The sequence below is a fragment of the Mycetohabitans endofungorum genome (assembly GCF_002927045.1).
Taxonomy (GTDB): domain Bacteria; phylum Pseudomonadota; class Gammaproteobacteria; order Burkholderiales; family Burkholderiaceae; genus Mycetohabitans; species Mycetohabitans endofungorum.
In genome coordinates this window covers 40,042-63,897 of the sequence record NZ_PRDW01000008.1, presented here as the reverse complement: position 1 = coordinate 63,897, position 23,856 = coordinate 40,042, and the positions used below count along the sequence as shown (strand labels likewise).

Sequence of the window (23,856 nt, the reverse complement as noted above, 5' to 3'; positions counted from 1 at the left end):
GTGCGGCCACGAGTGTATCGTGCCCGGCGGCCGGTGCAAGCACGCACCTGCATGCCGGCGATACGCGCGGAGGGCGATCCGGCACTGAAACTATCATAAGGAATCACCACTGTGACCACGCTGATCTGCGGCTCGCTCGCGTACGACAACATCATGACATTCGAAGGGCACTTTCGCGAACACATCTTGCCCGACCAAGTCCATATCCTGAACGTCAGCTTCCTCGTTCCGTCCATGCGCCGTGAATTTGGCGGCTGCGCCGGGAATATCGCATACGGCCTGAAGTTACTGGGTGGCGAGCCGCTGATCATGGCGACGCTCGGCGAAATCGACGCTCAGCGCTATCTGGAGCGACTCGACTCGCTGGGCATACGCCGTGATTGCGTGCGCGTGCTGCCGGATACGCACACGGCCCAGGCAATGATCACGACCGACCAGGAAAACAACCAGATCACCGCGTTTCATCCCGGCGCCATGCTAATGAGTCACCTGAACCGCATCAGCGACGCGCAGGATGTCACGCTCGGCATCGTCGCGCCGGACGGTGCACAAGGCATGTGCGAGCATGCGGAGCAATTCGCGCAAGCGAACATCCCGTTTATGTTTGATCCGGGCCAAGGGCTGCCGATCCTCGATGGCGCCCAGCTGCGCCGGATGATTGAACTTGCGACCTACGTGGCAGTCAATGACTACGAGGCGAAACTCTTGAGCGACAAGACCGGGTGGTCCGTATCGGACATCACGAGTCGCGTCGACGCGCTGATCATCACGCTCGGTGCGCAGGGTGCGACGATCCATCACCGCAACGGCGTCGAAGCCATTCCGGTCGTGCCAGCAGAGCGGGTCGTCGAGCCTACCGGTTGTGGCGACGCCTTCCGCAGTGGCCTGCTCTACGGCATCGAAAAGGGCCTGGACTGGGCCACCACCGGACGCCTCGCGAGCCTGATGGGCTCGATCAAGATCGAGCATCAAGGACCACAGACCTACACGTTGAATCGAACCGAAATCGGCGCCCGTTTTGAAGCCGCATTCGGCTATCGCTTGTTTTGAGCTATGGGAGAACAACGATGATGATCAACAGACACGTTACGCTCGTCGTGATGCTGTCTGCCAGCCTCTCGCTGGCAGCGTGCTTTACGCCCGCTGGCTCGGCCGACGTCTACACCGTATCGCAAGCGCAGCGCGAACAGACAGTGCGCATGGGAACCGTGGAAAGCGTGCGGGCAGTACACATCGCTTCGGATAACGAAGGTGGCTCCGCACTTGGGACGCTCGGCGGGGGTGCGCTTGGCGCGGTGGCGGGCAGTTCGATCGGGGGCGGCCGCGGCTCACTCCTGACCGGCATTGTCGGCGGCATTGCGGGCGCAGTGGCAGGCAATACCGTTGCCCAACGGGCCGGCACCGCCAACGGCCTGGAGATCACGGTGCGGCTCGATAACGGCGACCTGCGCTCGATCACGCAGGCGGCCACCGGCGAGGTATTCCGTGCCGGCGATCGCGTCCGGTTGCTGTCCGCGGGCGGCATCACGCGCGTGACGCATTGAAAAAACATCCCGCACTGGGCGCGCGCTCGGTGCGGGATGTCATGTCGCTCGACGACTCGTAGGGCGCCGGTGTGTCGTAACGCACCGGCCCTATTCGATGTGTCGATTACGGACGGCCGCCAGTCGGGAATGGCCATGCCGCAGCCGGGTTCAATGCGGTCTTCACCGCGTTGGCCTGCACAGCCGGCGTCGGCGTCGCAGGGGCGGCAGGGGCAGCGGCAGCCTTCTTCGCCGCCGCCTTCTTCGCAGCCGGCTTCTTGGTCGCAGCCTTCTTCGCCGGCGTCTTCTTGGCAGCCGTCGCCTTCTTGGCCGGTGCCGCCTTCTTCGTGGCGACCTTTCTAACTGCAACCTTCTTCGCCGGCGCCGCCTTCTTCGTGGCCACCTTCTTCGCCGCGACTTTCTTCGCGGCGACCTTCTTGGCCGGTGCCGCTTTCTTCGCCGGTGCTGCTTTCTTCGCTAGCGCCGCTTTCTTCACCGGTGCTGCCTTCTTCACGGCAACCTTCTTGGCAGCGACCTTCTTGGCAGCGACCTTCTTGGCAGCGACCTTCTTGGCAGCGACCTTCTTGGCAGCGACCTTCTTCACGGCGACCTTCTTGGCGGCAACTTTCTTGGCCGGCGCCGCCTTCTTCGCCGGGGCCGCTTTCTTGGCCGGTGCTGCCTTCTTCGCCGCGACCTTCTTCGCAGCGGGTTTTGCTGCTACTTTCTTCGCAGCCGGTTTTTTCTTCGCAGTGACCATCTTTTTCTCCTTCAGGTTCAGATGAGAGTACAAACACCCTTCGTCAAAACCCGCTTCCCGCCAACGCGTTTTTTTAACGCGGCTGCTGCGAAGCGGATTATTCATCGGCGTACGCACCTACATCCTGCTTACGCTAATGAATGCGGCAAGGCGCACGAGACCGGCTCAGCGGCTGCGTGCGCCAAAACACGACCGGCATCGCTGCCGGTGAATGATTTGAAGCAGTCCGGCACGCGACACCGCGGCCGGAGGCTTTTCCGGGGGTAGTTTGCCCATCCCACTGAAGGGTTCGCACAGTGCCGTTCGTCGTCAGTCGGCTATCCAGGCGGTCAGGCACACATTGCATCAGGCGGCGCTTCTCCTAAACCCGTGCGACACACGCGGCGGCGTCATCACCGCCATCGCGTGCTGCACACCCCTACCTATTCACTGGTGCGCATCATTCCCAACTCAGCGCACCACCGGTTTGATATTCAATCACTCGCGTCTCGAAGAAGTTGCGCTCCTTCTTCAAGTCGATCATCTCGCTCATCCACGGAAACGGATTTTCCTCATTCGGGAACAACGGCTCCAGGCCGATCTGCTGGCAGCGCCGATTGCAGATGAATCGCAGATAACTTTTGAACATGCCGGCGTTTAAGCCCAGCACGCCGCGCGGCATCGTGTCCTCTGCATACCGGTACTCGAGTTCGACCGCATGCTTGAATAAACCACGAATCTCTTCGCGAAATGCCGGCGTCCACAAATGCGGATTCTCAAGCTTGATCTGGTTGATCAGGTCGATGCCGAAGTTGCAGTGCATCGACTCGTCGCGCAGGATGTACTGGTACTGCTCGGCGGCACCGGTCATCTTGTTCTGCCGACCCAACGCCAGTATTTGCGTGAACCCGACGTAGAAGAACAGCCCCTCCATCACGCACGCGAAGACGATTAACGACTTCAGCAACTTCTGGTCCGCCTCGAGCGTGCCGGTCTTGAACGATGGATCGGTCAACGTATGGATGAACGGGATCAGAAATTCGTCCTTCGCACGGATCGATGACACCTCATGGTACGCATTGAAGATCTCGCCCTCGTCCAGGCCGAGCGACTCGACGATGTACTGGTACGCGTGCGTATGAATCGCTTCCTCGAATGCTTGGCGCAGCAGGAACTGGCGGCATTCGGGCGCGGTGATGTGGCGATACGTGCCAAGCACAATATTGTTCGCCGCCAACGAATCGGCCGTGACGAAGAAACCCAGGTTGCGCTTGACGATGCGGCGCTCGTCGTCAGTCAGCCCGTTCGGATCCTTCCAGAGCGCGATGTCGCGGGACATGTTGATTTCCTGCGGCATCCAGTGGTTCGCACAGCCGGCGAGGTACTTCTCCCACGCCCACTTGTACTTGAACGGCACGAGCTGATTGACGTCGGTCTTGCCGTTGATGATCCGCTTGTCGGCCACGTTCACGCGAGCCTCGGGTGCAGGTGCGGGCGACGCGTTCGGTTGCTGGCCCGGCGCGACAGCGACATCACGCGTGAAGATATCCTGTGCCAACGGAGCGGGCGTACCCGCAGCTTGCGCTGCATACCCGGCGGACGATGCCACGGCTCCAGTCGCCGTCGTTTCTCGCACCGTCGGTTGCGGAACGCTCGGGGGAGTTACGGCAGTAATCTCGTCATCCCAGTTGAGCATAAATGTCACCATCAATTTAGATCGGTTTGTACCATCTTTTCACCAGCGATAAAAGAGTCCACTGATGAAAAACGCTCTTTTGATCTCGCATTGAGACCTTCATACAACACTTTGATCGATGTGATCGTCGAGGTCTTCGCATCGGTTGCATCACAACCCGGATCGACGCATCGCTTCATATCGATCGGCGCGGCAAGTGCGCCATCCGTTTCATCGCACTCGCCGCGCTGCCATGCGCGTGGCCACCGCTCATCGCACGTATCATGGCGTCACACGATGCACACGCGATGCGTGCAAAGCAGCGCTCGTCACGTGCCTTATCGTGTGCCGCATGCAGTATGACCGCAAGCGGTTTCAGACAACACGGTCGAGCACGTTCACACGCCAACGCATCACTGGCACGCTTCACACTCGTCGAAGCCTGCATCGCCAGGACGCAGCATGCAAACCGGTCCCGCGATCTCATCTTGTGATCCCGCATCGGCAGCGGCGTGCACACCGGCGTTGTGCGCCGTCGCGCTGCCCGACACGCCACCCGCGCCATGCATCGCGCCCACCCCACCGTCGCTGGATGGCACCGCATTGAGCGCGCCGTGCGCAACCGTCGACTTCTCGACGTGCGTCGCGGCGATCGTGCGCAAGTAATACGTCGTCTTCAAGCCGCGCAGCCAGGCGAGCTTGTAGATTTCGTCCAGCTTCTTGCCCGACGCACCGGCCATGTAGATGTTCAACGACTGCGCCTGGTCGATCCACTTCTGCCGGCGCGCCGCCGCTTCCACGAGCCATTTCGGATCCACTTCGAACGCGGTTGCATACGTCTCGCGCAGATCGGCAGGAATACGATCAATGCGCGCCAGCGATCCATCGAAGTACTTCAGATCGGCCACCATCACCTCGTCCCAGAGCCCGCGCGCCTTCAGGTCACGCACCAGGTATTCGTTGACGACTGTGAATTCGCCCGACAGGTTCGATTTCACATACAGGTTCTGGAACGTCGGCTCGATGCACGCGGACACGCCAATGATGTTCGAGATCGTTGCGGTCGGCGCGATCGCGACGCAGTTCGAATTGCGCATGCCGTGCGTAGCAATGCGCTCGCGCAGCGCGGCCCAGTCCATCGTCTCGGACGAGTCGACCTCGACATACCCGCCGCGCGAGTCGGCGAGCAGCTTCAGCGTGTCCTGCGGCAGGATTCCGCGATCCCACAGCGAGCCGCGGTACGACGAGTACCGGCCGCGCTCGCTCGCCAGTTCGGTGGACGCCCAGTACGCGTAGTAACAAACGGCTTCCATCGAGCGGTCCGCGAACTCCACCGCCTGCTGCGACGCATACGGCGTGCGCAGCAGGTGCAGGCAGTCCTGGAACCCCATGATGCCCATGCCGACCGGCCGGTGCTTCAGATTCGAGTTGCGCGCCTTGGCAACCGCGTAGTAATTGATATCAATTACATTGTCGAGCATGCGCATCGCCACGCTGATCGTGCGCTTGAGCTTATCGTGGTCCAGCACATAGCCACCGTCCGCGCCCTGCTTCATATGCGCGACCAGGTTGACCGAGCCCAGGTTGCAGACCGCGATCTCGTTGTCGCTCGTGTTCAACGTGATTTCAGTGCACAGGTTCGACGAATGCACGACGCCCACGTGCTGCTGCGGCGAACGCACGTTGCACGGATCCTTGAACGTAATCCATGGGTGGCCGGTCTCGAACAGCATCCCGAGCATCTTGCGCCACAGTTGCGCGGCCGGAATCTTCTTGAACAGCTTCAATTCGCCGCGCGCAGCCTTCTCCTCGTACGCGACATACGCCTGTTCAAACTCAGTACCGAACTTATCATGCAGGTCCGGGCAGGTCGACGGCGAGAACAGTGTCCAGTCGCCCCCCTCGATCACCCGCTTCATGAACAGATCCGGGATCCAGTTCGCGGTGTTCATATCGTGCGTGCGGCGGCGGTCGTCGCCGGTGTTCTTGCGCAGTTCGAGAAACTCCTCGATGTCTAGATGCCAAGTTTCGAGATACGCACACACCGCGCCCTTGCGCTTGCCGCCCTGGTTGACCGCGACCGCCGTGTCGTTGACGACCTTCAGGAACGGCACTACGCCCTGCGACTTGCCGTTGGTGCCCTTGATATGCGAGCCGAGCGCACGCACGCGGGTCCAGTCGTTGCCGAGCCCGCCGGCGAACTTGGACAATAGCGCGTTTTCCTTCAGTGCCTCGTAAATACCGTCCAGGTCGTCCGCGACGGTCGTCAGGTAGCACGACGACAGTTGCGAGCGGCGCGTGCCGGAATTGAACAGCGTCGGCGTTGAGCTCATGAAATCGAACGTCGACAGCACATTGTAGAACTCGATCGCCCGCGCCTCGCGATCGATTTCGTTCAGCGCGAGCCCCATCGCCACCCGCATGAAGAAGGCCTGCGGCATTTCAATGCGCTGCCCGTCCACGTGCAGGAAGTAACGGTCGTACAGCGTCTGCAGCCCGAGGTAGCCGAATTTCAGATCGCGCGACGCATCCAGCGCGTCGCCCAGCTTCTTCAAGTCGAATTGCAGCAGCTTCTCGTCGAGCAACTCAGCCTCGACGCCTCGCTTCAAGAACTGCGAGAAGTACTCCGCATACCGCTCGCCCATCTCGGACTGCAGCACCTCTTCGCCAAGGATCTCGCGGCGGATCGTATGCAGCAGCAGTCGCGCGGTGACCTGGCTGTAGGCCGGCTCCTTCTCGATCATTGTGCGCGCGGCGAGGATCGCTGAGTCGTAGACCTGCGACAACGGCACGCCGTCGTAGAGATTCTTAACCGTTTCGGCGACGATCGGCTCCGCGCTGACCGCCTCGCCGAGCCCATCGCAGGCGGCCGTGATCACGTTGCGCAACGCGGCAAGGTCCAGCGGGCGCACAATGCCATTGTCGTTGACGTTCAACCCGCCTTGCGCCGGCTGTTGCGCCACCTCGTGCGCGCGCTCCGCAGCGCGTTTCTCGCGATACAGCACATAGGCGCGAGCGACATTGTGCTCGCCGGCCCGCATCAGCGCGAGTTCGACCTGGTCTTGAATGTCTTCGATATGGAACGTGCCGCCGTTCGGCCGGCTGCGCACAAGCGCGCGCACGACCGCCTGCGTCAGCGTCTCAACCAATTCGCGCACGCGTGCCGACGCGGCGCCCTGGCCGCCATTGACGGCGAGGAAGGCTTTGGTCACCGCGATGGCGATCTTGGCCGGCTCGAACGACACCACACTCCCGTTGCGGCGAATGACCTTGTAGTCGGCAAGCGTCGCCTGCGGCGCCAATGCGCGCGCGCCATGCGCAGCGCCACCGCCATGCGGCAAGCCGGCTGCGGCACTGGGCTGTTGGGACGTGACGTTCTCGGTGGTTTGCATGGGCAAAACTCCTGATCTTGTGTCTTGCGGTGAATCCGCGTTCTTGGAACGAGCGGGGCGTGGCACGGCGTATTGGCGCGGTGCCGCGGCGCCCCGAAAAACGATGTCTGAGAAGGCAATGCGGCGCCGTCGATGTCAACGAGGCGCCGCATAAAAACCACAATATCTAGTAGCGACGCTGCCGCCACACACCAACTATAGTGGAAATTTACCCCAGATTCCACGAATAAATTTGCGTCCGGAGACTTGACTTTTCGGCATGCGCCACCGGTTGCGGGCTCGCCGCCACGCAAGCGCAGAGACGCCGTACGCCCTGGCGTCGCGGCGAGCACCCGCGCGAAACACGTTCAGCGCAAATAGGGGAAAAACGTCGCCGGCAGCGTAAGCTGCGCACGCAACCGATGCCAGTCGAAATGCGGCCCCGGATCGGTCTTGCGGCCGGGCGCGATGTCCGCATGGCCGGCCAGCGCGGTGATGGGATAGCGCTCACACAGTGCGGCACACAATCGCGTCAGCGTGTCGTACTGGGGCGCCTCGAACACGTGCTCATCCGAGCCCTCCAGTTCGATGCCGATCGAAAAATCGTTGCAGCGTTCGCGACCGACGAAACTCGACGCGCCAGCATGCCACGCGCGCTCATTGCACGAGACGAATTGCAGCAATTTGCCGTCCCGCCGCACAAAAAAGTGCGCCGATACGCGCAGCCCGCGCAGTCGCGCATAGTACGGGTGCGCGTCACAATCGAGTTGGTTGAGGAACAGCGCCGCCACCGCATCACCGCCAAACTGTCCCGGCGGCAGACTGATGTTGTGCACCACCACCAGCGTTGGCTCGACTCCTACAGGACGCGCATCGAAATTCGCACACGGCGTGTGCCAGGCGGGCCGGGCCCACCCTAACACATCGACCACGATGCGCGCCGGCGCGGCCGCGCCCTCGCCGCGCGGCGCGCCCGCCGCCGGGCCAGTCATCGGGCCGGTCGTCGGGCACGCCGCGCGGCTCGTTGCCGCCGCGTCGTCGTTCACGGATTTCTGCGCTGCGCACATCGCCCGCTCACCGCGCATTATCGCGCCTGACCGGCCGGGCCGCGTAGCGGAGAGCATGCTCGTTGGAACAAAAGGGCTGGCCTTCTACCGACACCGTCTCGCTCACTGGTACGTGTACGCCGCACTGTGCGCAACGCACTATGGCCTCCGGCAGTGTGCCGTCACCGGCGGCACCGGTGCGCCGCGTGCCAGCCGCGCCATCGGCGCGACCATGTTCGGCCTGCGGGCGCATGGATTCCTGTCCCGCCTCGGATTCGCGGCTGGCATGCGCCCGATCACGACGCACGCCCTGGCGCCACAGCCACTGGATGGCGAGAATCACAAAAAGCCAAAAGAGGATGCGGGCCATGACGAACGAATAAGCACACAGGAAACGATTCGGATGCCACCGCGAGCCGATTGTGTCAATCAGACCACCGCGCGATGCAACAGCACTTCCAGCACAAAGCGGCTGCCGACATACGCGAACAGCAGCGCCGCGAACGACGCCAGCACCCAACGCAACGCGGTGCGACCACGCCAGCCGCGCCAATGACGGCCCACTAGCAACGCGCCGAACATGATCCAAGACACGAACGCGAACACGGTCTTGTGGTCCAGCTTGACGGCCTGGGCAATCAGTTGCTCGCTGAACCACACGCCGCTGACCAGCGCCAGTGTCAGCAGCACGAAGCCAGCGGTGATCAGGCGAAACAGCAACTTTTCCAGCGTCAACAACGGTGGCAGCGTATCGAACCAACTCGATAACCAGTCACGCGCGGGTGGCCCCGGCGTGCGCCGCCCGGCCACGCCGCGCAGCGCGTGCAGCCGGCGCTCGACCAGCAACATTAGGATCGCATGCAACGCGGCGATCGCCAGCAACCCATACGCGACATTAGCCAACACGAAGTGGACTTTGAACAGCGGGTCCGCCGCATAGGCCAGCACGTGTATGCCGCCGAACAGCAGCGGCAGCAGCGTAGCCACGCAGGCAATCGGCATCAGCAGCAGTCGCAGCCCATCGAGCCGGAAAAAGAAACTCTCGATCCAGTAAATGCCCGCGCCGAGCCATAGCATCGCCGACAGCGCGAATGCAAAGCCGAACACCATCGCGTCGGCCGGGAAGATCGTCATATGCAGCAGCACCCCATGCAGCACCAGCGCGGCGAACAGCACCGCGCGCGCCACCGGTGACGTGCCGTTGCCGGCGGCGCGGCCGGACGCCGCCGGCAACGCGGCTACCGGCGCCGCGGCCAGCAGCGTGCCGTGCGGATCGCGCGCGTGCCGATGCGAGCGCCAGGCGGCGACGCCAAGGCTGCCATACAAAAGCGCGGTGAAGGCATACAGTACAATGTGCATAGTCATTCAGTTTACACTAGCGCCCCGCCGCCGGCCCGGATCTCGCTGCCCCCGTGTGTCTTGATGCACCCGGACCGCACCACCCGCCCGGGCTCGCGTCGATGCGCGGCGAACCGCACGAACTCCCATGCTCGACAATCTCACACAACGTATGGCGCGCGTCGTGAAGACGCTACGCGGCGAAGCCCGGCTCACCGAGGCCAACACGCAAGAGATGCTGCGCGAGGTGCGCCTGGCACTGCTCGAGGCAGACGTCGCGCTGCCGGTGGTGCGCGAGTTTATCGCGAAGGTCCGAGAAAAGGCGCTCGGTGAGGAAGTGATCAGCAGCTTGACCCCCGGCCAGGCGCTGGTCGGTGTCGTGCAACGCGAACTGACTGCGGTGATCGGCGGCGACTACGAGGGCAAGGCGGCCGAGCTGAACCTGGCGGTCACGCCGCCAGCGGTGATCTTGATGGCGGGCCTGCAGGGCGCCGGCAAGACCACTACGGTCGGCAAGTTGGCCAAGCTGCTGCGCGAGAAGCAGAAAAAGAAAGTCCTCACCGTGTCGTGCGACGTATACCGGCCCGCGGCAATCGCGCAGCTGAAAACCGTCACCGAGCAGGTCGGCGCAGATTTCTTCCCGTCCCAACCAGACCAAAAGCCGCTGGATATTGCACGGGACGCATTGGACTGGGCCAAGCGGCACTACCATGACGTATTGATCGTGGACACGGCGGGCCGGCTCGGCATCGATAATGCGATGATGCAGGAAATCGCCGCGTTGCACGCACAGCTCAAGCCGGCCGAGACGCTGTTCGTCGTCGATGCAATGCTTGGCCAGGACGCGGTCAATACCGCGAAGGCTTTCAACGACGCGCTGCCGCTCACCGGCGTCGTGCTGACCAAGCTCGATGGCGACTCGCGCGGCGGCGCGGCGTTGTCGGTACGCCACGTGACCGGCCGGCCGATCAAGTTCGTTGGCGTCGGCGAGAAACTCGACGGCCTAGAGACATTCTACCCGGAACGGATGGCCAACCGGATCTTGGGCATGGGGGATATCCTGGCGCTGGTCGAGGAGGCGCAGCGCGGCGTGGACGTGCAGGCCGCGCAGCAGCTCGCCGAAAAGGTGAAGAAAGGCGGCGCTTTCGACCTGAATGACTTCCGCGCCCAACTGTCACAAATGAAGAAAATGGGTGGCTTATCAACACTGATGGACAAGCTGCCGGCGCAATTCCAGCAGGCCGCTGGCAACGCCGACATGTCTCAGGCCGAAAAACAGATGCGCCGCATGGAAGGCATCATCAATTCGATGACGCCGGCCGAGCGTGCCAAGCCGGAGCTGATCAAAGCAAGCCGCAAGCGACGCATCGCGACCGGCGCCGGCGTGCAGGTACAGGAGGTGAACCGGATGCTGAACCAGTTTGAACAGATGCGCGGCATGATGAAGAAGCTCAAGGGCGGCAACCTGCAGAAGATGATGCGCGGCATGAAAGGTATGCTGCCCGGGCTGCGCTGAGCCGAACTGCCGCGGCGGCTGCCATCGCGGGTTTTCTCTGTGGAGCCCGCGCCGTTTTTTGATTCACACTCTCTTTTTGATTCACACTCTTTATTAGGCCCCTCGCCGAGATCCCGATGAACCGCGAAGAAGCCCTGGATATTTTCCGCAACTCCGAGGAGATCGTATCGTCCACCGACGTGGCGGCGTCAATCCAGCGGATGGCCGTTGCAATCCGCGACGCGATGAGTGACGAGTTCCCGCTTGTGCTGTCCGTGATGGGCGGTGCCGCGGTGTTCACCGGCATGCTGCTGCCGCATCTGGACTTCCCACTCGAGTTCGACTACATCCATTTGACCCGCTATCGCAACACGACAAGCGGCCATGACGTGCAGTGGCGCGTGGCACCGGCCGAATCAGTCAAGGACCGAGTCGTGCTGGTGCTCGACGACATCCTGGACGAAGGCGAAACGATGGCAGCGATCCGAGACCGGATCATCGAGAAGGGCGCGCGTCGCTTCGCCAGCGCGGTGCTGTGCGAGAAGATCATTGCGAAGACCAAGCCGCTGCGCCCCGATTTCTGTGGTGTCCAAGTGCCGGACCGCTATGTGTTCGGCTGCGGGATGGACGTCAACGGGTATTGGCGCAACCTGTGCGCGATCCGCGCGCTGAAAGGCGACGCTTGAGCCCGGTGCCGGCCGCCGCGTCGGCTCACCTGTTTTCGCTCCGGGACTGCAACCCTTAAAGCTGTCGCATGAAGATCCGGATACCCTCGAGGATCATCTCCACCGAAATCGCGACCAACACGAGTCCCATCAACCGCTCGAACGCGGCAACGGTGCGCGTGCCGAGCCATCGCTGGATCTTATCGGCCAGCAGCAGCACGATCGCGCACACGGCCATCGTCACCGTGAGCGCGCCGATCCATTCGAGCATCTTGCCCGGCGCCTGCGACGTCAGCAGCATGACGGTCGCGATGGCTGACGGTCCCGCCAGCGCCGGAATCGCAAGCGGCACGATCAGCGGCTCGCCGAGCGGATCGCCGCCGAACGGACCTTCCGCGTGCGGAAAGATCATCCGCAGCGCAATCAGAAACAGCACGATCCCGCCCGCCAGCCGCAACGACAGATCTGTCAGGTGCATCATGCGCAGGAACGCGTGGCCAGCGATCATGAATACCAGCAGGATGACGAACGCGATCGCCACTTCGCGCAGGATCACCTTCGGGCGCCGCTCCCGCGCAACGTTGCGCAGCACGTTGATGAACAATGGGATATTACCCAGCGGATCCGTAATCAGGATCAGCAGGACCGTCGCGGATAGGAATGTGTATTGCACGGCCGTGTCCGTCAACGTGCCAGTGCCGCGCACACCCGCTCAACCACCCATGCTGCCGCCTGTTCGAGCGGCAACAGCGTCGGCTCCACATCGCGGCGGCCCTGATACTCGATCTTGCCTTCCTTGAGGCCGCGCTCGCCGATCACGAGCCGGTGTGGCACGCCGATCAATTCCCAATCCGCAAACATCACGCCGGGACGCTCACCCCGGTCGTCCAGGATCACGTCAATCCCCGCGCCGAGCAGTTCATCATAGAGCTTGTGCGCCTGCTCGCGCACCGCGTCGCTGCGCTCGTAGCCCATCGGACACAGCACCAAATGAAATGGTGCAATGGCCTCCGGCCAAATGATGCCGCGTTCGTCGAAGTTCTGCTCGATCGCCGCGCCGAGGATCCGCGTGATGCCGATCCCGTAGCACCCCATCGTCATCGGTGCCGGCTTGCCGTTCTCGTCTAGGAACGTCGCGCCCATGGCTTCCGAGTATTTCGTACCAAGCTGAAATACATGCCCGACCTCGATACCACGGCATAGGTCCAGCTCGCCGCGGCCGTCCGGCGATGGGTCGCCCTGGCGCACGTTGCGCAAGTCCGCCACTTCCGGCTCCGGCAGGTCGCGGCCCCAATTGACCCCCGTCGTGTGGTAGCCCATCTCGTTCGAGCCGACAACGAAGTCGCTCATATTCGCCACGGTGCGGTCCGCGACCACCTTCACCGGCTTGCGCGTGTTCAGCGGCCCCAAATAGCCGGACGGCGCGCCGAACCAATCGACGATCTCCTGCTCGGTGGCGAACCGATAGCCGGCCAGCCCCGGCACCTTGCCAGCCTTGATTTCGTTCAGTTCATGGTCGCCGCGCAGCAGCAGCAGCCAAATCGTCGGGTCGGCGCCCTCGTTGTCCACGGCTAGCACAATCGACTTGACCGTGCGCTCTAACGCAATACCCAGATAATCGGCCACCTGCTCGCATTTCGCCTTACCCGGCGTAGCCTTCTTTGTCAGCGGCTCGCTCGGCGCCGCGCGCGACGCGATCAACGACACGGCTTCGGCAGCCTCAACATTGGCCGCATAGTCCGAGCTAGGGCAATACGCGATCGCATCCTCGCCGGTCGCGGCGATCACATGGAATTCGTGCGACCCGGTGCCGCCGATCGAGCCATTGTCGGCCGCCACCGCACGGAACTCGAGCCCCAGGCGCGTGAAGATCCTCACGTACGCGTCGTACATCTTCTGGTACGACAGCTGCAGCCCGGTATGGTCACGATCGAACGAATACGCGTCCTTCATGACGAACTCGCGCCCCCGCATCACGCCAAACCTGGGGCGGATTTCGTCGCGGAACTTGGTCTGCACCTGGTAAAAATTCACAGGCATCTGGCGGTAGCTCTTGATCTCCTTGCGCGCGATATCGGTGATCACTTCCTCATGGGTCGGTCCGACGACGAAGTCGCGGTTGTGGCGGTCCTTCACGCGCAGCAGTTCGGGGCCATATTGCTCCCAGCGGCCGGATTCCTGCCATAGCTCAGCCGGCTGCACCGCCGGCATTAACAGCTCAACGGCGCCCGCGCGGTTCATCTCTTCGCGTACGATCGCCTCCACCTTGCGGATCGAGCGCAACCCGATCGGCATGTAGTTGTAGATACCGCCGGCGACGCGGCGAATCATCCCCGCCCTGACCATCAACTGGTGACTGACGATCTCGGCATCGGCCGGCGCTTCCTTGAGCGTGCCGATGAAAAAACGCGAAGCTTTCATTCTTGGGGTTCCAAAACAAGGGCGCCGGCACACCCGACTCCAGCCGGGTCGCACGGCGCCCATTAACTGTTTATAATCAAAGCAATTTTAAAGGATTCGAAGGTGGTTGTATGCTGGATCGTGAAGGCTTTCGCCCGAACGTCGGCATCATCCTCTTGAACGCGCGCAACGAGGTGTTTTGGGGCAAACGGCTGCGTGAGCATTCCTGGCAGTTTCCGCAAGGCGGCATCAAGTACGGTGAGACGCCCCTGCAAGCGATGTTTCGGGAGTTGCACGAAGAAACCGGTTTGAGACCCGAGCACGTCAAGGTCATCGGTCGCACGCGCGACTGGTTGCGTTACGAGGTGCCCGACAAGTACATCAAGCGTGAGGTCCGCGGTCACTATCGAGGACAGAAGCAGATCTGGTTTCTGTTGCGCATGATCGGACGCGACTGCGACATCTGCCTGCGCGCGACCGATCATCCGGAGTTCGACGCGTGGCGCTGGAACAGTTACTGGGTGCCGCTGGACGCCGTGATCGAGTTCAAGAGAGATGTATACCAGATGGCGCTGACCGAGCTTTCCCGCTTCGTGCGACGGCAGCCCGGACGCCATGAACGTTCTGCGTCGCACCATGGCGCCCGCCACCCAAAGGCGAATGCAAAAGTGGTAACAGTATCAATCGAGACGGTATGTTCGAACATTGAGCCCGGCGCTGAGCCTAACCCAGGTCGCGCAGCGACCGCAGTGCTGGGCGTGGCTGCCGCGGCGCTGGTCGTCGAGCCGGTCGACGCCAAGCCACGACCATGACTGCCACATGGGTTTGCTTGGCGGCGCATAGCCGCCTGAGTAAACCGCCGAGGGCCGCGGTCCGGAGATCCGCATCCGGATCCCGGCCCTTGTGCTTTAATACACCACCTTTTGTGTCAGGAATCCGTCTTGAAACACGTCTGCCCGCCTGCCTGCCCATCGCGCCCAAGCTCGTGCCGCGTCACCGCCCTGGTCAGCACGATCACCGCCGCCGCGCTGCTCGGCGCATGCTCGTCCCCGTCGCCGGAGCAGGGGGCCAAGCCCGGTCAGGACTTCGTCTACCTGCTGGAACGCACGCAGAACTGGATCGAGACCCAGGTCGATAAGTTGCCGCCAATGCCGCGCGCCGCGGACCTGCTGCCATTCGAGGTCTCCGCGACGACGAACCTACAGTTCGCCGTTGACGCGGCGTCCGTGTCAGTGGGCACCGACAGCGTCGTGCGCTATACGATCGTGATCACGAGCCCGCGGGGTGCACGCAATGTTTATTACGAGGGCTTGCGCTGTGAAACCTATGAATGGCGCCGTTATGCGGCCGCCGACGACAGCGGTGAACAATGGGATCAGGGCGCGGCAAACGGCTGGCGGCGCATCGAGAACAGCCAGCTGAACGCGTATCAGGCCGCGCTATACCAGGACTACATGTGCGCGAACAAGATGCCGCAGGGCAAGGCCTCGTCGATCGTGCAAAATATCCGCTACAAACGGATCGCCGCATCGCGCTATCAATAGAGGGCCCCAGTAGCGGCCCCCAATAGCGAGCCTCAGTAGCGACCCCGATAGCAAGATAGCAAAGCCAACCGGCTTCGCGCATTTCGGGTCCGTACGCGATGCATGCACCTCGCTGGCGTTACAGGATCACCAGGTTGTCCCGGTGGATCAGTTCGGGCTCGAGCATGTAACCGAGAATCGACTCGATCTGCGCACTCGGATGGCGGCGAATCAGCCGCGTCTCGACACTACTGTAGTTCGTCAACCCACGCGCCACCTCGCGGCCCGCTTCGTCCAGGCACGCAATCACCTCGCCGCGGGCAAAAATGCCTTGCACGTCGACGATGCCGATCGGCAACAGGCTCTTGCCGCCGGAAGTCAGCTTCTCGACCGCGCCCGCGTCGATCACGACATGGCCGCGCACTTGCAGTTGGTCCGCCATCCATTGCTTGCGCTCGGCCATGCGGGCGGTCCGCGCAATGAGTTGCGTGCCAATTGACTCCGCCGCCGCCAGCCGGACCAGCACGTCCGGCTCTCGACCGCTTGCAATCACCGTATCCGCGCCGCTGTGCGCGGCGCGCTTGGCGGCCAGGATCTTGGTCAACATCCCACCCCGGCCGATGCTTGTACCGGTGCCACCGGCCATTGCCTCCAACGCGGGGTCGCCGGCGTCGGCCTGTTGCACCAGCGTCGCGGCAGGATTCTTGCGCGGATCGGCCGTGTACAAACCACACTGGTCGGTCAGAATCACCAGCACGTCCCCTTCGATCAGGTTCGCCACCAACGCGCCCAACGTGTCGTTGTCGCCGAACTTGATCTCATCCGTGACGACCGTGTCATTCTCGTTGATGATCGGCACCACGCCGAGCCTGAGCAACGTGAGCAGCGTCGAGCGTGCATTCAGGTATCGCTCGCGATCGGCCAGGTCCGCGTGCGTGAGCAAGATCTGGGCCGTGCGGATCGAATACTCGGCAAAGCGGCTTTCATAGACCTGCGCCAGCCCCATTTGGCCGACCGCGGCCGCGGCCTGCAGCTCGGCGATCTCGCGTGGACGCCGGCTCCAGCCCAGTCGCTGCATCCCCTCGGCGATCGCGCCGGAACTGACCAGCACCACGTCCTTGCCCTGCTGGCGCAATGCGGCGATTTGCGCGGCCCACCGCCCGATCGCGTCATGATCCAGCCCACGCCCGTCATTGGTAACCAGGCTCGAACCCACTTTCACAACCAGCCGTTTTGCATCGGCAATGATCGAACGCATCGTTGCGCCGTCCTTGTGTTCCCGTTCGGTATCGTGTTGCGCGGCGGCGACAGTCACTGTGTATCGGCGCTGGGTGGTGTCGCGTCGTCGCACGTCTGTGCGTCATCCCGGAACCGCACGTCGGCCGCCAGGTCCTCGGCATGCTGCGCGTGCGCCGCCAGCCCGGTCTCGCACAAGTAGTCGTAGACCGCATAACACAGATTCTCGCAGCCCAGGCCGGTGAGCGCCGAGATCTGGAATACCGGTCCCTGCCAACCGAAGCGCTCGACAAAGTCGGCCACGCGCGCTTCGCGCTCGTGCTCTGCAATCATGTCAACCTTGTTCAATACCAGCCACCTCGGCTTGCGGTAAAGCGCCTCGTCGTACTTGCGCAGCTCGTTGACGATCGCGCCCGCCTCCGCGACCGGATCGACGCCGTCATCAAACGGCGCAAGATCGACCAGATGCAGCAATATCCTGGTGCGTTGCAGATGCCGTAGAAACTGGTGCCCCAGCCCGGCGCCTTCGGCGGCGCCCTCGATTAGGCCCGGGATATCAGCGATCACGAAGCTCTTCGCCGGTCCGACCCGCACCACCCCAAGGTTCGGCGCAAGCGTCGTGAACGGATAGCCGGCGATCTTTGGTTTCGCGTTCGACACCGACGCGATAAACGTCGACTTGCCCGCGTTGGGCATGCCCAGCAGGCCGACATCGGCCAGCACCTTCAACTCGAGCCTTAGCATGCGGCGCTCGCCCGGCTTGCCTTCGGTTTTTTGCCGTGGTGCCCGGTTCGTGCTCGACTTGAAATGCAGGTTACCGAGCCCCCCGGCGCCGCCCTTGGCGAGCAGCACGCGCTGATCGTGCTCAGTCAGGTCGGCGATCAGCTCACCGGTATCCCGATCCGTGATCACCGTGCCGACCGGCATCCGCAACGTGATGTCCTCGCCTCCCTTGCCGTAGCAGTCCGATCCGCGCCCGTTTTCGCCGTTGCGCGCTTGGTGCTTCTTCGCGTACCGGTAGTCGATCAGCGTATTGATGTTGCGATCCGCGATAGCGTAAACACTGCCACCGCGCCCGCCGTCACCCCCATCCGGCCCGCCGAACGGAACGAACTTCTCACGGCGCATCGATGCGCTGCCATCCCCTCCGTCACCGGCGATGACCTCGATCCTCGCTTCGTCAATGAACTTCATTCAATTGCTCCGTTCGGCTTGCGCCGTTTGCCTGCCTGCTGCCGCCGACCCGCCGATCGCGCCGCCGGCGCCGCGATTTTGTCAGCGCTCACAAACGCGTTGCGGCACTCGCAACATATCTTGCCAGCACCAACAAAAAGGCCCCGCAGATTGCGAGGCCTTTTGCTTCGTCACGCCCGCCCTGCATCGGCAGCCCGAGGCGGCGTCACCGGCGTGAGCCCGGCGGGGTGCCGGATCCGGTCAGCCGGTTCGCGTGGTGATCACTGGGTATTCAAGCAGCCGGGACCACGCTGACGATATGCTTCTTCGCCGCGCCCTTGACCGCAAAGCGGACATGACCGTCGATCAGCGCGAACAGCGTATGGTCCTTGCCGATCCCGACGTTGTCGCCAGCATGCATCCGCGTGCCACGTTGACGCACGATGATGCCACCGGCATGGATTGCCTGGCCGCCGAACACCTTGACGCCGAGGCGCTTGCTTTCGGAATCGCGGCCGTTCCGGGACGAGCCGCCTGCCTTTTTGTGTGCCATCTGTGGACTCCCTGCGCGTTACGCGTTGATCGCGTCGATGCGCAATTCGGTGTAATTCTGGCGGTGGCCGCCATGCTTCTGGTAGTGCTTCCGGCGACGCATCTTGAAGATCGTCACTTTCGCATGCCGTCCGTGCGATACCACGGTAGCTTTGACGGAAGCCCCACCCACCAGCGGCGTACCGAACTTGATCGATTCGCCCTCGCCTACTGCGAGCACCTGGTCGAGCGTGATTTCAGCGCCAATGTCTGCCGGTATCTGTTCTACTTTCAATTTTTCGCCGGCAGCGACCTTGTACTGCTTGCCACCGGTTTTTATGACCGCGTACATTGTTGAACCTCACTTGAAAAGCGGCCCGGATCCGGACCCCTTCATTTGTTTCGAACACGCGTTTTCGCGCGCTTCGTGCGTTTCTGCGCACCACGCACAGAAACACTTGATTATATAGAGATTTTTAAGGCAAGTCAAAACCTGCTGCAGATCGAGCGCACACGGGCGGGCGCCTCGTCCGATCATGATCGACAAGCTGGCGGCAAAGCACGGTCGGCCGCTCCAGTGCCTTATAATTCGCCTGTTTTACTCCGCCCACCCTTTTTCCGGTTTACGTCGTTGACAGCCACCACCACCCCGTCCGCGGCCGCCACGCTAGCGCCGATCGCCGACGACATGCAACAAGTCAATCGCGTGATCCGCACGCGGCTCGCGTCGGACGTCGTCCTGATCAACCAGATCGCCGAATACATCATCGGTGCAGGCGGCAAGCGCCTGCGCCCCGCCCTGCTGTTGCTGGTGGCGAACGCACTGGGAGAGCGCAGCGGCCACCGGCACGAGCTAGCGGCGGTCATCGAGTTCATCCACACGGCGACGCTGCTCCATGACGACGTGGTCGACGAATCACAGTTGCGGCGCGGCAAGCAAACCGCCAATGCGCTGTTTGGCAACGCAGCCAGCGTGCTGGTCGGCGATTTCCTGTATTCGCGCGCGTTCCAGATGATGGTCGCGTGCGATAACTTGCGCGTGATGCAGATCCTGTCGGACGCCACCAACGTCATCGCGGAAGGCGAGGTGTTGCAGTTGCTGAACATGCATGATCCGGACGTGGATCAAGCGCGCTACATGCAGGTGATCCGCTACAAGACCGCCAAGCTGTTCGAGGCGGCAGCCCAGTTGGGCGCGGTCATCGCCGATGCGCCACCCGCGATGGAGGCCGCCGCGGCGGAGTTTGGCCGCACGATCGGCACCGCCTTCCAGATCATGGACGACTGGCTCGATTACACTGGCACGCCCGAGTCAATGGGGAAGAATGCCGGCGACGACCTGCGCGAAGGCAAGCCGACGCTACCGCTGATCTATTTGATCGAGCACGGCACCGCCGAGCAGGCGCAGTTGGCCCGGGACGCCATCGAGCACGGCGGCACCGACCGATTCGACACGATTTTCACCGCCATCACCGAGTCGGGCGCGCTCGACTACACGCTGCGCTGCGCCGAAGCGGAAGCACAGGCTGCGGCGCGCGCCATTTTTTCATTTCCAGATTCCCAATTCAAAGAATCGCTGCTAGAATTATGCTCTTATTCAGCGTCGCGCCAGTCTTGAAAGAGACGGAAATGCTGAAGTGATCCAATTCGGGGTGTAGCTTAGCCTGGTAGAGCGCTACGTTCGGGACGTAGAGGCCGGAGGTTCGAATCCTCTCACCCCGACCAGAATTCTCAGTAGAATCAACAGGTTATCGGTCCTTCTAACTCGATGTGCATGTTGAGATAGAATAAATCCTACATCGGGTTGCCCAAGGATGTCCCGCCAAGTTGGCGGGACATTTTCTTTTTGACTATCTTTCCTCACGTCAGCATTCACGGCTGCAAACTTCATGGCCAGCAACGCTGGATTCGCGGTGGGCGTTCTGCGTTGCTGCGATGACAATCGGCGTGCAGATGGATCCCGACGTGTGGCGTGCTGGCTTCCACGCTGGCGATGCAGGTCATGCCATGACACCATGTTCCGTTGGTCTCGACCCAGCCTCCTACTTTTCGGGCTGGATTGAAGGGGATGTGGGGCTGTGGCGGCTCAAAAGCACTAATGCAGGAATGCAAAGAACCGGCAGAACGCTTGTCGCGCCAGTCTGTCGCCCGCCGGGCTACTGTACGGACGCCCCCGGCGCTCTGATATAGTTGACTTCATCGTCCAATAGCCGGCATCCGGCTTTTTCGCGTGGAAACTCTCCCTCTTTGGGCGCAAATTGGCGCCGTAGTCGTGCTGCTGCTCATATCGGGCTTTTTTTCAATCTCGGAAACCGCGATGATGGCGTTAAACCGCCATCGGCTCAAGCATTTGGCGGGCAAGGGCGTGATGGGTGCGAAGACGACGCAGCGCTTGCTCGCGCACACCGACCAGCTGCTGTCCGTGCTCCTGATCGGCAACAATCTGATGAACGTCATCATCCCGGTGCTCACGACATCGATCGCGCTGCACGCGTTCGGCAACCACAGCGCGGTGCTGTCGATCACCACCGGGATCGTCGCATTCCTAATCATCGTGTTCGCCGAGATCACACCGAAGATCGTCGGCGCGGCCTATCCCGAAAAGATCGCATTGCCGGCCAGCCTCGTCATCAAGCCGCTAATTACCCTCGCCCGCCCGCTGGTCTGGTTCGTCAACATGCTGGCCAACAGCATCCTGTTCGTGCTGCACATCAATACGAAAAGCGGGCGGGATCTGCGCATGTCCAACGACGAATTGCGCAGCGTCGTACTGGAATCGAGCAGCTTCATGCCAAGCAAGCACCGCAGCATCCTGCTGAACCTGTTCGACCTGGAGAGCATCTCGGTCGATGATGTCATGATTCCGCGCCGGCGCATCGAGGCGCTAGACTTCGATGCGCCGTTCGACCAGTTGGTCCAGCAGTTGGAAACCTGCTACCACAACAAGTTGGTCGTCTATCAGGGGGACATTGACCGCGTGCTCGGCATGCTTCATGTACGCAAGACCCTCGCCGCGCTACACAACCAGGAATTCGAGCGAGAAAAGCTGCGCGAGTTGCTCACGGAGCCCTATTTCGTGCCCAGCGGCACGCCGGTCTTTCAGCAGTTGCAGTTCTTCCAAGAGAACCGGCACCGGATGGCGCTGGTCGTCAACGAATATGGCGAAGTCCAAGGGCTTGTGACGCCGGAGGACATTATCGAGGAGTTGATCGGCGAGTTCACGACGACATTGCCGCGCACGGCAAGCGGCGCGGCAGGCGGCTGGAACGCGCAAGGGGAATGCATCGTCGCGGGCAGCATCCCGTTACGGGAGTTGAACCGCCGGCTTGGCCTACGGTTGCCGCTTGATGGTCCGAAGACGTTAAATGGCCTGATCCTGGAACTGCTGGAGGCCATCCCGGAAGGCGACGTGAGCCTGGTGGTCGGCGACACGCGCATGGAGGTCATGCAGATCGACAATCAAGCCATCCGCACGGTGAAACTCTTCCGGCCCACGCGGTTGGACGCCGCGCACGCGGTGGCGGCACGCCAGCACGCCCGCTAGCCTATCGGCAAAGCGGTACGCCGGCCCGGCAGTACACCAACGCGATTGGCCGTTCGGCTGAATGGCGCGAATGCAGCGAGCACGCGACGATAAGCAGGTCTTTATTGCATTGCGCCGCCAGCACATCGCCAGCATGCCTGATCACCCGTTGTTCCCGGCCGAGCCACCGTCCCCTGCGGCGCACGGCGCCCATCCCATTTCCATGCGCTCCACGGCTGAGCCGCCCGTGCCGCGCGAAGCCGATGAGCACGCGCGTTCCGGTTTCACGGCGCCGGCCGCGCCGGTGCACTCGGCTACGGCGCCCGGCGCCACTAAGCTGACGACGCGTGCGGCACAGCGTGCTCGCGCGCTCGCACACGCCGCGCAATCAGACGACACCGACGCACCGGCGGTACGCCTGCTGAACGATTTATTTGCTCAAGCCGGCGCGTGTCGCGCCTCAGATATCCATATCGAGCCGGGCCGACACCAATGGCAAATTCGGCTGCGGATCGACGGTCGACTACATCGCCTCGACAATCCACCCGCGCACCTGCGTGACGCAGTCATCACACGAATCAAAGTGCTGTCGCGGCTGGACATCGCGCAGCGACGCGCGCCACAGGATGGCCGGTTGCGCATCGCCGTGTCCGGCGCCGGGTTCGATGAATTCCGCGTGTCAACGCTGCCCACGGTATTCGGCGAAAAAGTGGTGCTGCGCCGTCTTGATGCGCTACCCGATGGGCTGGATCTAACAGGACTGGGTTTTGACGCCGCCCAGTTGTCCGCCGTACAGCATGCGTTGCGCGTCCGGCAAGGCATGGTGCTGGTCACCGGACCCACGGGCAGCGGCAAGACGCTGACGCTCTATACCTTCATGCGCGAACTCAATCGCGATGCGTTCAATCTTTGCACGATCGAGGACCCGTCCGAGATCGAGCTCGCCGGCATCAACCAGGTGTCGGTCAACGACCGGGCAGGCTTGGGTTTCGCATCGGTGCTGCGCGCGTTGCTGCGGCAAGACCCGGACGTGATCATGGTCGGCGAGATCCGCGATACGGAAACCGCCTCGGTCGCCATCAACGCCGCACAGACCGGGCATTTGCTGCTTGCCACACTGCATACCAATGATGCACCGGCGACGCTCGCCCGACTCACGGACCTGGGCGTGGAACCGTACAACGTGGCGGCAGCGGTCAAGCTGATCACGGCGCAACGGCTGGTGCGGCGATTATGCAGCACGTGCCGACTCGCCGATACGCCCAACCCTGTCGCACTGCGTGCGGCCGGCATGACGGCCGCACATGTCGACCAAGCGCTGGCGGGCCGCTGGCAATCCTATCGACCGGTCGGTTGCACGGCATGCCGCGGCACCGGCTTTGTGGGCCGCTGCGCAATCCATCAGGTCGTGCCCGTGACCGCCGCACTGCAACAGCGCATCGCAGCGCGGACGCCGACCCATGCGCTGGCGGACGCGATGCGCGCAGCCGGCCTGCAGACATTGCGGCAATCCGCGCTCGCGCGCGTGCGCGATGGAACGACATCGCTGCATGAAGCTCTTGCGGTGACGGACGATGCGTGATGGACTGGCACGTGATGCAGCCCCCCATCAAAGCCGCTT

The 23,856-nt window shown here is 62.6% G+C and carries 21 protein-coding genes and 1 tRNA gene; 10 read left to right on the top strand and 12 right to left on the bottom strand.

Annotated features, from left to right (window positions below; all coding sequences use genetic code 11):
• The first annotated feature begins 111 nt into the window (after window positions 1–111).
• Both B0O95_RS09190 and B0O95_RS09185 read left to right on the top strand, forming a co-directional pair.
• Window positions 112–1,050, top strand: coding sequence for a carbohydrate kinase family protein (locus tag B0O95_RS09190; protein WP_104077634.1), 939 nt, complete (start codon window positions 112–114; stop codon window positions 1,048–1,050).
• A 17-nt stretch (window positions 1,051–1,067) separates the two neighbouring features.
• Window positions 1,068–1,544 carry an outer membrane lipoprotein gene (locus tag B0O95_RS09185; RefSeq protein WP_104077633.1) on the top strand — a complete coding sequence of 159 codons (477 nt, stop codon included), beginning with the start codon at window positions 1,068–1,070 and terminating at the stop codon, window positions 1,542–1,544.
• Window positions 1,545–1,650: 106 nt separating this feature from the next.
• Here B0O95_RS09185 and B0O95_RS09180 read toward each other — a convergent pair whose 3' ends face one another.
• From B0O95_RS09180 to B0O95_RS09150, 6 genes are all read right to left on the bottom strand, one after another.
• A complete protein-coding gene (locus B0O95_RS09180; RefSeq protein ID WP_233203264.1) occupies window positions 1,651–2,385 on the bottom strand; it encodes a histone H1-like DNA-binding protein in 735 nt (244 codons plus the stop codon).
• Between the two features lie 334 nt (window positions 2,386–2,719).
• Complete coding sequence (locus B0O95_RS09175) at window positions 2,720–3,955, bottom strand: ribonucleotide-diphosphate reductase subunit beta (protein ID WP_104077710.1); 1,236 nt, start codon at window positions 3,953–3,955, stop codon at window positions 2,720–2,722.
• A 392-nt stretch (window positions 3,956–4,347) separates the two neighbouring features.
• Window positions 4,348–7,326 (bottom strand): ribonucleoside-diphosphate reductase subunit alpha, encoded by a 2,979-nt coding sequence (locus B0O95_RS09165; protein WP_104077631.1) that lies wholly within the window; start codon window positions 7,324–7,326, stop codon window positions 4,348–4,350.
• A 347-nt stretch (window positions 7,327–7,673) separates the two neighbouring features.
• Window positions 7,674–8,297 (bottom strand): 1,6-anhydro-N-acetylmuramyl-L-alanine amidase AmpD, encoded by a 624-nt coding sequence (gene ampD / locus B0O95_RS09160; RefSeq protein WP_104077709.1) that lies wholly within the window; start codon window positions 8,295–8,297, stop codon window positions 7,674–7,676.
• Between the two features lie 82 nt (window positions 8,298–8,379).
• Entirely contained in the window at window positions 8,380–8,721 is a 342-nt protein-coding gene (locus tag B0O95_RS09155; protein ID WP_104077630.1) for a PP0621 family protein, read from the bottom strand.
• A 59-nt stretch (window positions 8,722–8,780) separates the two neighbouring features.
• A complete protein-coding gene (locus B0O95_RS09150; RefSeq protein ID WP_104077629.1) occupies window positions 8,781–9,710 on the bottom strand; it encodes a cytochrome C assembly family protein in 930 nt (309 codons plus the stop codon).
• Between the two features lie 127 nt (window positions 9,711–9,837).
• Here B0O95_RS09150 and ffh point away from each other — a divergent pair, with 127 nt between their 5' ends.
• On the top strand, window positions 9,838–11,205 hold the full coding sequence (ffh, locus tag B0O95_RS09145) for a signal recognition particle protein (RefSeq protein WP_104077628.1): 1,368 nt from the start codon (window positions 9,838–9,840) through the stop codon (window positions 11,203–11,205).
• A gap of 116 nt (window positions 11,206–11,321) precedes the next feature.
• Window positions 11,322–11,870, top strand: coding sequence for a hypoxanthine-guanine phosphoribosyltransferase (locus B0O95_RS09140; protein ID WP_104077627.1), 549 nt, complete (start codon window positions 11,322–11,324; stop codon window positions 11,868–11,870).
• A 55-nt stretch (window positions 11,871–11,925) separates the two neighbouring features.
• Here the strand turns inward: B0O95_RS09140 and B0O95_RS09135 are convergent, their stop codons facing one another.
• Complete coding sequence (locus B0O95_RS09135) at window positions 11,926–12,522, bottom strand: MarC family protein (protein ID WP_076785490.1); 597 nt, start codon at window positions 12,520–12,522, stop codon at window positions 11,926–11,928.
• An 11-nt stretch (window positions 12,523–12,533) separates the two neighbouring features.
• Window positions 12,534–14,270 carry a proline--tRNA ligase gene (locus tag B0O95_RS09130; protein WP_104077626.1) on the bottom strand — a complete coding sequence of 579 codons (1,737 nt, stop codon included), beginning with the start codon at window positions 14,268–14,270 and terminating at the stop codon, window positions 12,534–12,536.
• 110 nt (window positions 14,271–14,380) lie between these two features.
• Here B0O95_RS09130 and B0O95_RS09125 point away from each other — a divergent pair, with 110 nt between their 5' ends.
• Both B0O95_RS09125 and B0O95_RS09120 read left to right on the top strand, forming a co-directional pair.
• Complete coding sequence (locus B0O95_RS09125; RefSeq protein ID WP_233203263.1) at window positions 14,381–15,061, top strand: RNA pyrophosphohydrolase; 681 nt, start codon at window positions 14,381–14,383, stop codon at window positions 15,059–15,061.
• A 129-nt stretch (window positions 15,062–15,190) separates the two neighbouring features.
• Window positions 15,191–15,793, top strand: a complete 603-nt coding sequence (locus tag B0O95_RS09120; RefSeq protein WP_104077625.1) for a CNP1-like family protein — start codon at window positions 15,191–15,193, stop codon at window positions 15,791–15,793.
• Window positions 15,794–15,911: 118 nt separating this feature from the next.
• Here B0O95_RS09120 and proB read toward each other — a convergent pair whose 3' ends face one another.
• From proB to rplU, 4 genes are all read right to left on the bottom strand, one after another.
• Window positions 15,912–17,030 carry a glutamate 5-kinase gene (gene proB, locus B0O95_RS09115; protein WP_104077708.1) on the bottom strand — a complete coding sequence of 373 codons (1,119 nt, stop codon included), beginning with the start codon at window positions 17,028–17,030 and terminating at the stop codon, window positions 15,912–15,914.
• A gap of 53 nt (window positions 17,031–17,083) precedes the next feature.
• Window positions 17,084–18,202 (bottom strand): Obg family GTPase CgtA, encoded by a 1,119-nt coding sequence (gene cgtA / locus B0O95_RS09110; protein WP_104077624.1) that lies wholly within the window; start codon window positions 18,200–18,202, stop codon window positions 17,084–17,086.
• A 271-nt stretch (window positions 18,203–18,473) separates the two neighbouring features.
• Entirely contained in the window at window positions 18,474–18,734 is a 261-nt protein-coding gene (rpmA, locus tag B0O95_RS09105) for a 50S ribosomal protein L27 (RefSeq protein WP_104077623.1), read from the bottom strand.
• 18 nt (window positions 18,735–18,752) lie between these two features.
• Window positions 18,753–19,064, bottom strand: a complete 312-nt coding sequence (gene rplU / locus B0O95_RS09100) for a 50S ribosomal protein L21 (RefSeq protein ID WP_013434098.1) — start codon at window positions 19,062–19,064, stop codon at window positions 18,753–18,755.
• A gap of 225 nt (window positions 19,065–19,289) precedes the next feature.
• Here rplU and B0O95_RS09095 point away from each other — a divergent pair, with 225 nt between their 5' ends.
• The 4 genes from B0O95_RS09095 (at window position 19,290) to B0O95_RS09080 (ending at window position 23,817) form a co-directional block, all read left to right on the top strand.
• Entirely contained in the window at window positions 19,290–20,330 is a 1,041-nt protein-coding gene (locus B0O95_RS09095; RefSeq protein ID WP_104077707.1) for a polyprenyl synthetase family protein, read from the top strand.
• Window positions 20,331–20,360: 30 nt separating this feature from the next.
• Window positions 20,361–20,437: transfer RNA gene (locus tag B0O95_RS09090), tRNA-Pro, on the top strand.
• Window positions 20,438–20,942: 505 nt separating this feature from the next.
• Window positions 20,943–22,256 carry an HlyC/CorC family transporter gene (locus tag B0O95_RS09085; protein ID WP_104077622.1) on the top strand — a complete coding sequence of 438 codons (1,314 nt, stop codon included), beginning with the start codon at window positions 20,943–20,945 and terminating at the stop codon, window positions 22,254–22,256.
• 61 nt (window positions 22,257–22,317) lie between these two features.
• Complete coding sequence (locus tag B0O95_RS09080; RefSeq protein WP_233203260.1) at window positions 22,318–23,817, top strand: GspE/PulE family protein; 1,500 nt, start codon at window positions 22,318–22,320, stop codon at window positions 23,815–23,817.
• Window positions 23,818–23,856 lie beyond the last annotated feature (39 nt).

Excerpts from the sequence above, each read along its gene's own strand:
- B0O95_RS09185 (WP_104077633.1), top strand. The coding sequence starts at position 1,068 with ATGATGATCAACAGACACGTTACGCTCGTCGTGATGCTGTCTGCCAGC.
- B0O95_RS09180 (WP_233203264.1), bottom strand. The coding sequence starts at position 2,385 with ATGAATAATCCGCTTCGCAGCAGCCGCGTTAAAAAAACGCGTTGGCGG.
- B0O95_RS09175 (WP_104077710.1), bottom strand. The coding sequence starts at position 3,955 with ATGCTCAACTGGGATGACGAGATTACTGCCGTAACTCCCCCGAGCGTT.
- B0O95_RS09165 (WP_104077631.1), bottom strand. The coding sequence starts at position 7,326 with ATGCAAACCACCGAGAACGTCACGTCCCAACAGCCCAGTGCCGCAGCC.
- ampD (WP_104077709.1), bottom strand. The coding sequence starts at position 8,297 with ATGACTGGCCCGGCGGCGGGCGCGCCGCGCGGCGAGGGCGCGGCCGCG.
- B0O95_RS09155 (WP_104077630.1), bottom strand. The coding sequence starts at position 8,721 with ATGGCCCGCATCCTCTTTTGGCTTTTTGTGATTCTCGCCATCCAGTGG.
- B0O95_RS09150 (WP_104077629.1), bottom strand. The coding sequence starts at position 9,710 with ATGCACATTGTACTGTATGCCTTCACCGCGCTTTTGTATGGCAGCCTT.
- ffh (WP_104077628.1), top strand. The coding sequence starts at position 9,838 with ATGCTCGACAATCTCACACAACGTATGGCGCGCGTCGTGAAGACGCTA.
- B0O95_RS09140 (WP_104077627.1), top strand. The coding sequence starts at position 11,322 with ATGAACCGCGAAGAAGCCCTGGATATTTTCCGCAACTCCGAGGAGATC.
- B0O95_RS09130 (WP_104077626.1), bottom strand. The coding sequence starts at position 14,270 with ATGAAAGCTTCGCGTTTTTTCATCGGCACGCTCAAGGAAGCGCCGGCC.
- B0O95_RS09125 (WP_233203263.1), top strand. The coding sequence starts at position 14,381 with ATGCTGGATCGTGAAGGCTTTCGCCCGAACGTCGGCATCATCCTCTTG.
- proB (WP_104077708.1), bottom strand. The coding sequence starts at position 17,030 with ATGCGTTCGATCATTGCCGATGCAAAACGGCTGGTTGTGAAAGTGGGT.
- cgtA (WP_104077624.1), bottom strand. The coding sequence starts at position 18,202 with ATGAAGTTCATTGACGAAGCGAGGATCGAGGTCATCGCCGGTGACGGA.
- rpmA (WP_104077623.1), bottom strand. The coding sequence starts at position 18,734 with ATGGCACACAAAAAGGCAGGCGGCTCGTCCCGGAACGGCCGCGATTCC.
- rplU (WP_013434098.1), bottom strand. The coding sequence starts at position 19,064 with ATGTACGCGGTCATAAAAACCGGTGGCAAGCAGTACAAGGTCGCTGCC.
- B0O95_RS09080 (WP_233203260.1), top strand. The coding sequence starts at position 22,318 with ATGGCGCGAATGCAGCGAGCACGCGACGATAAGCAGGTCTTTATTGCA.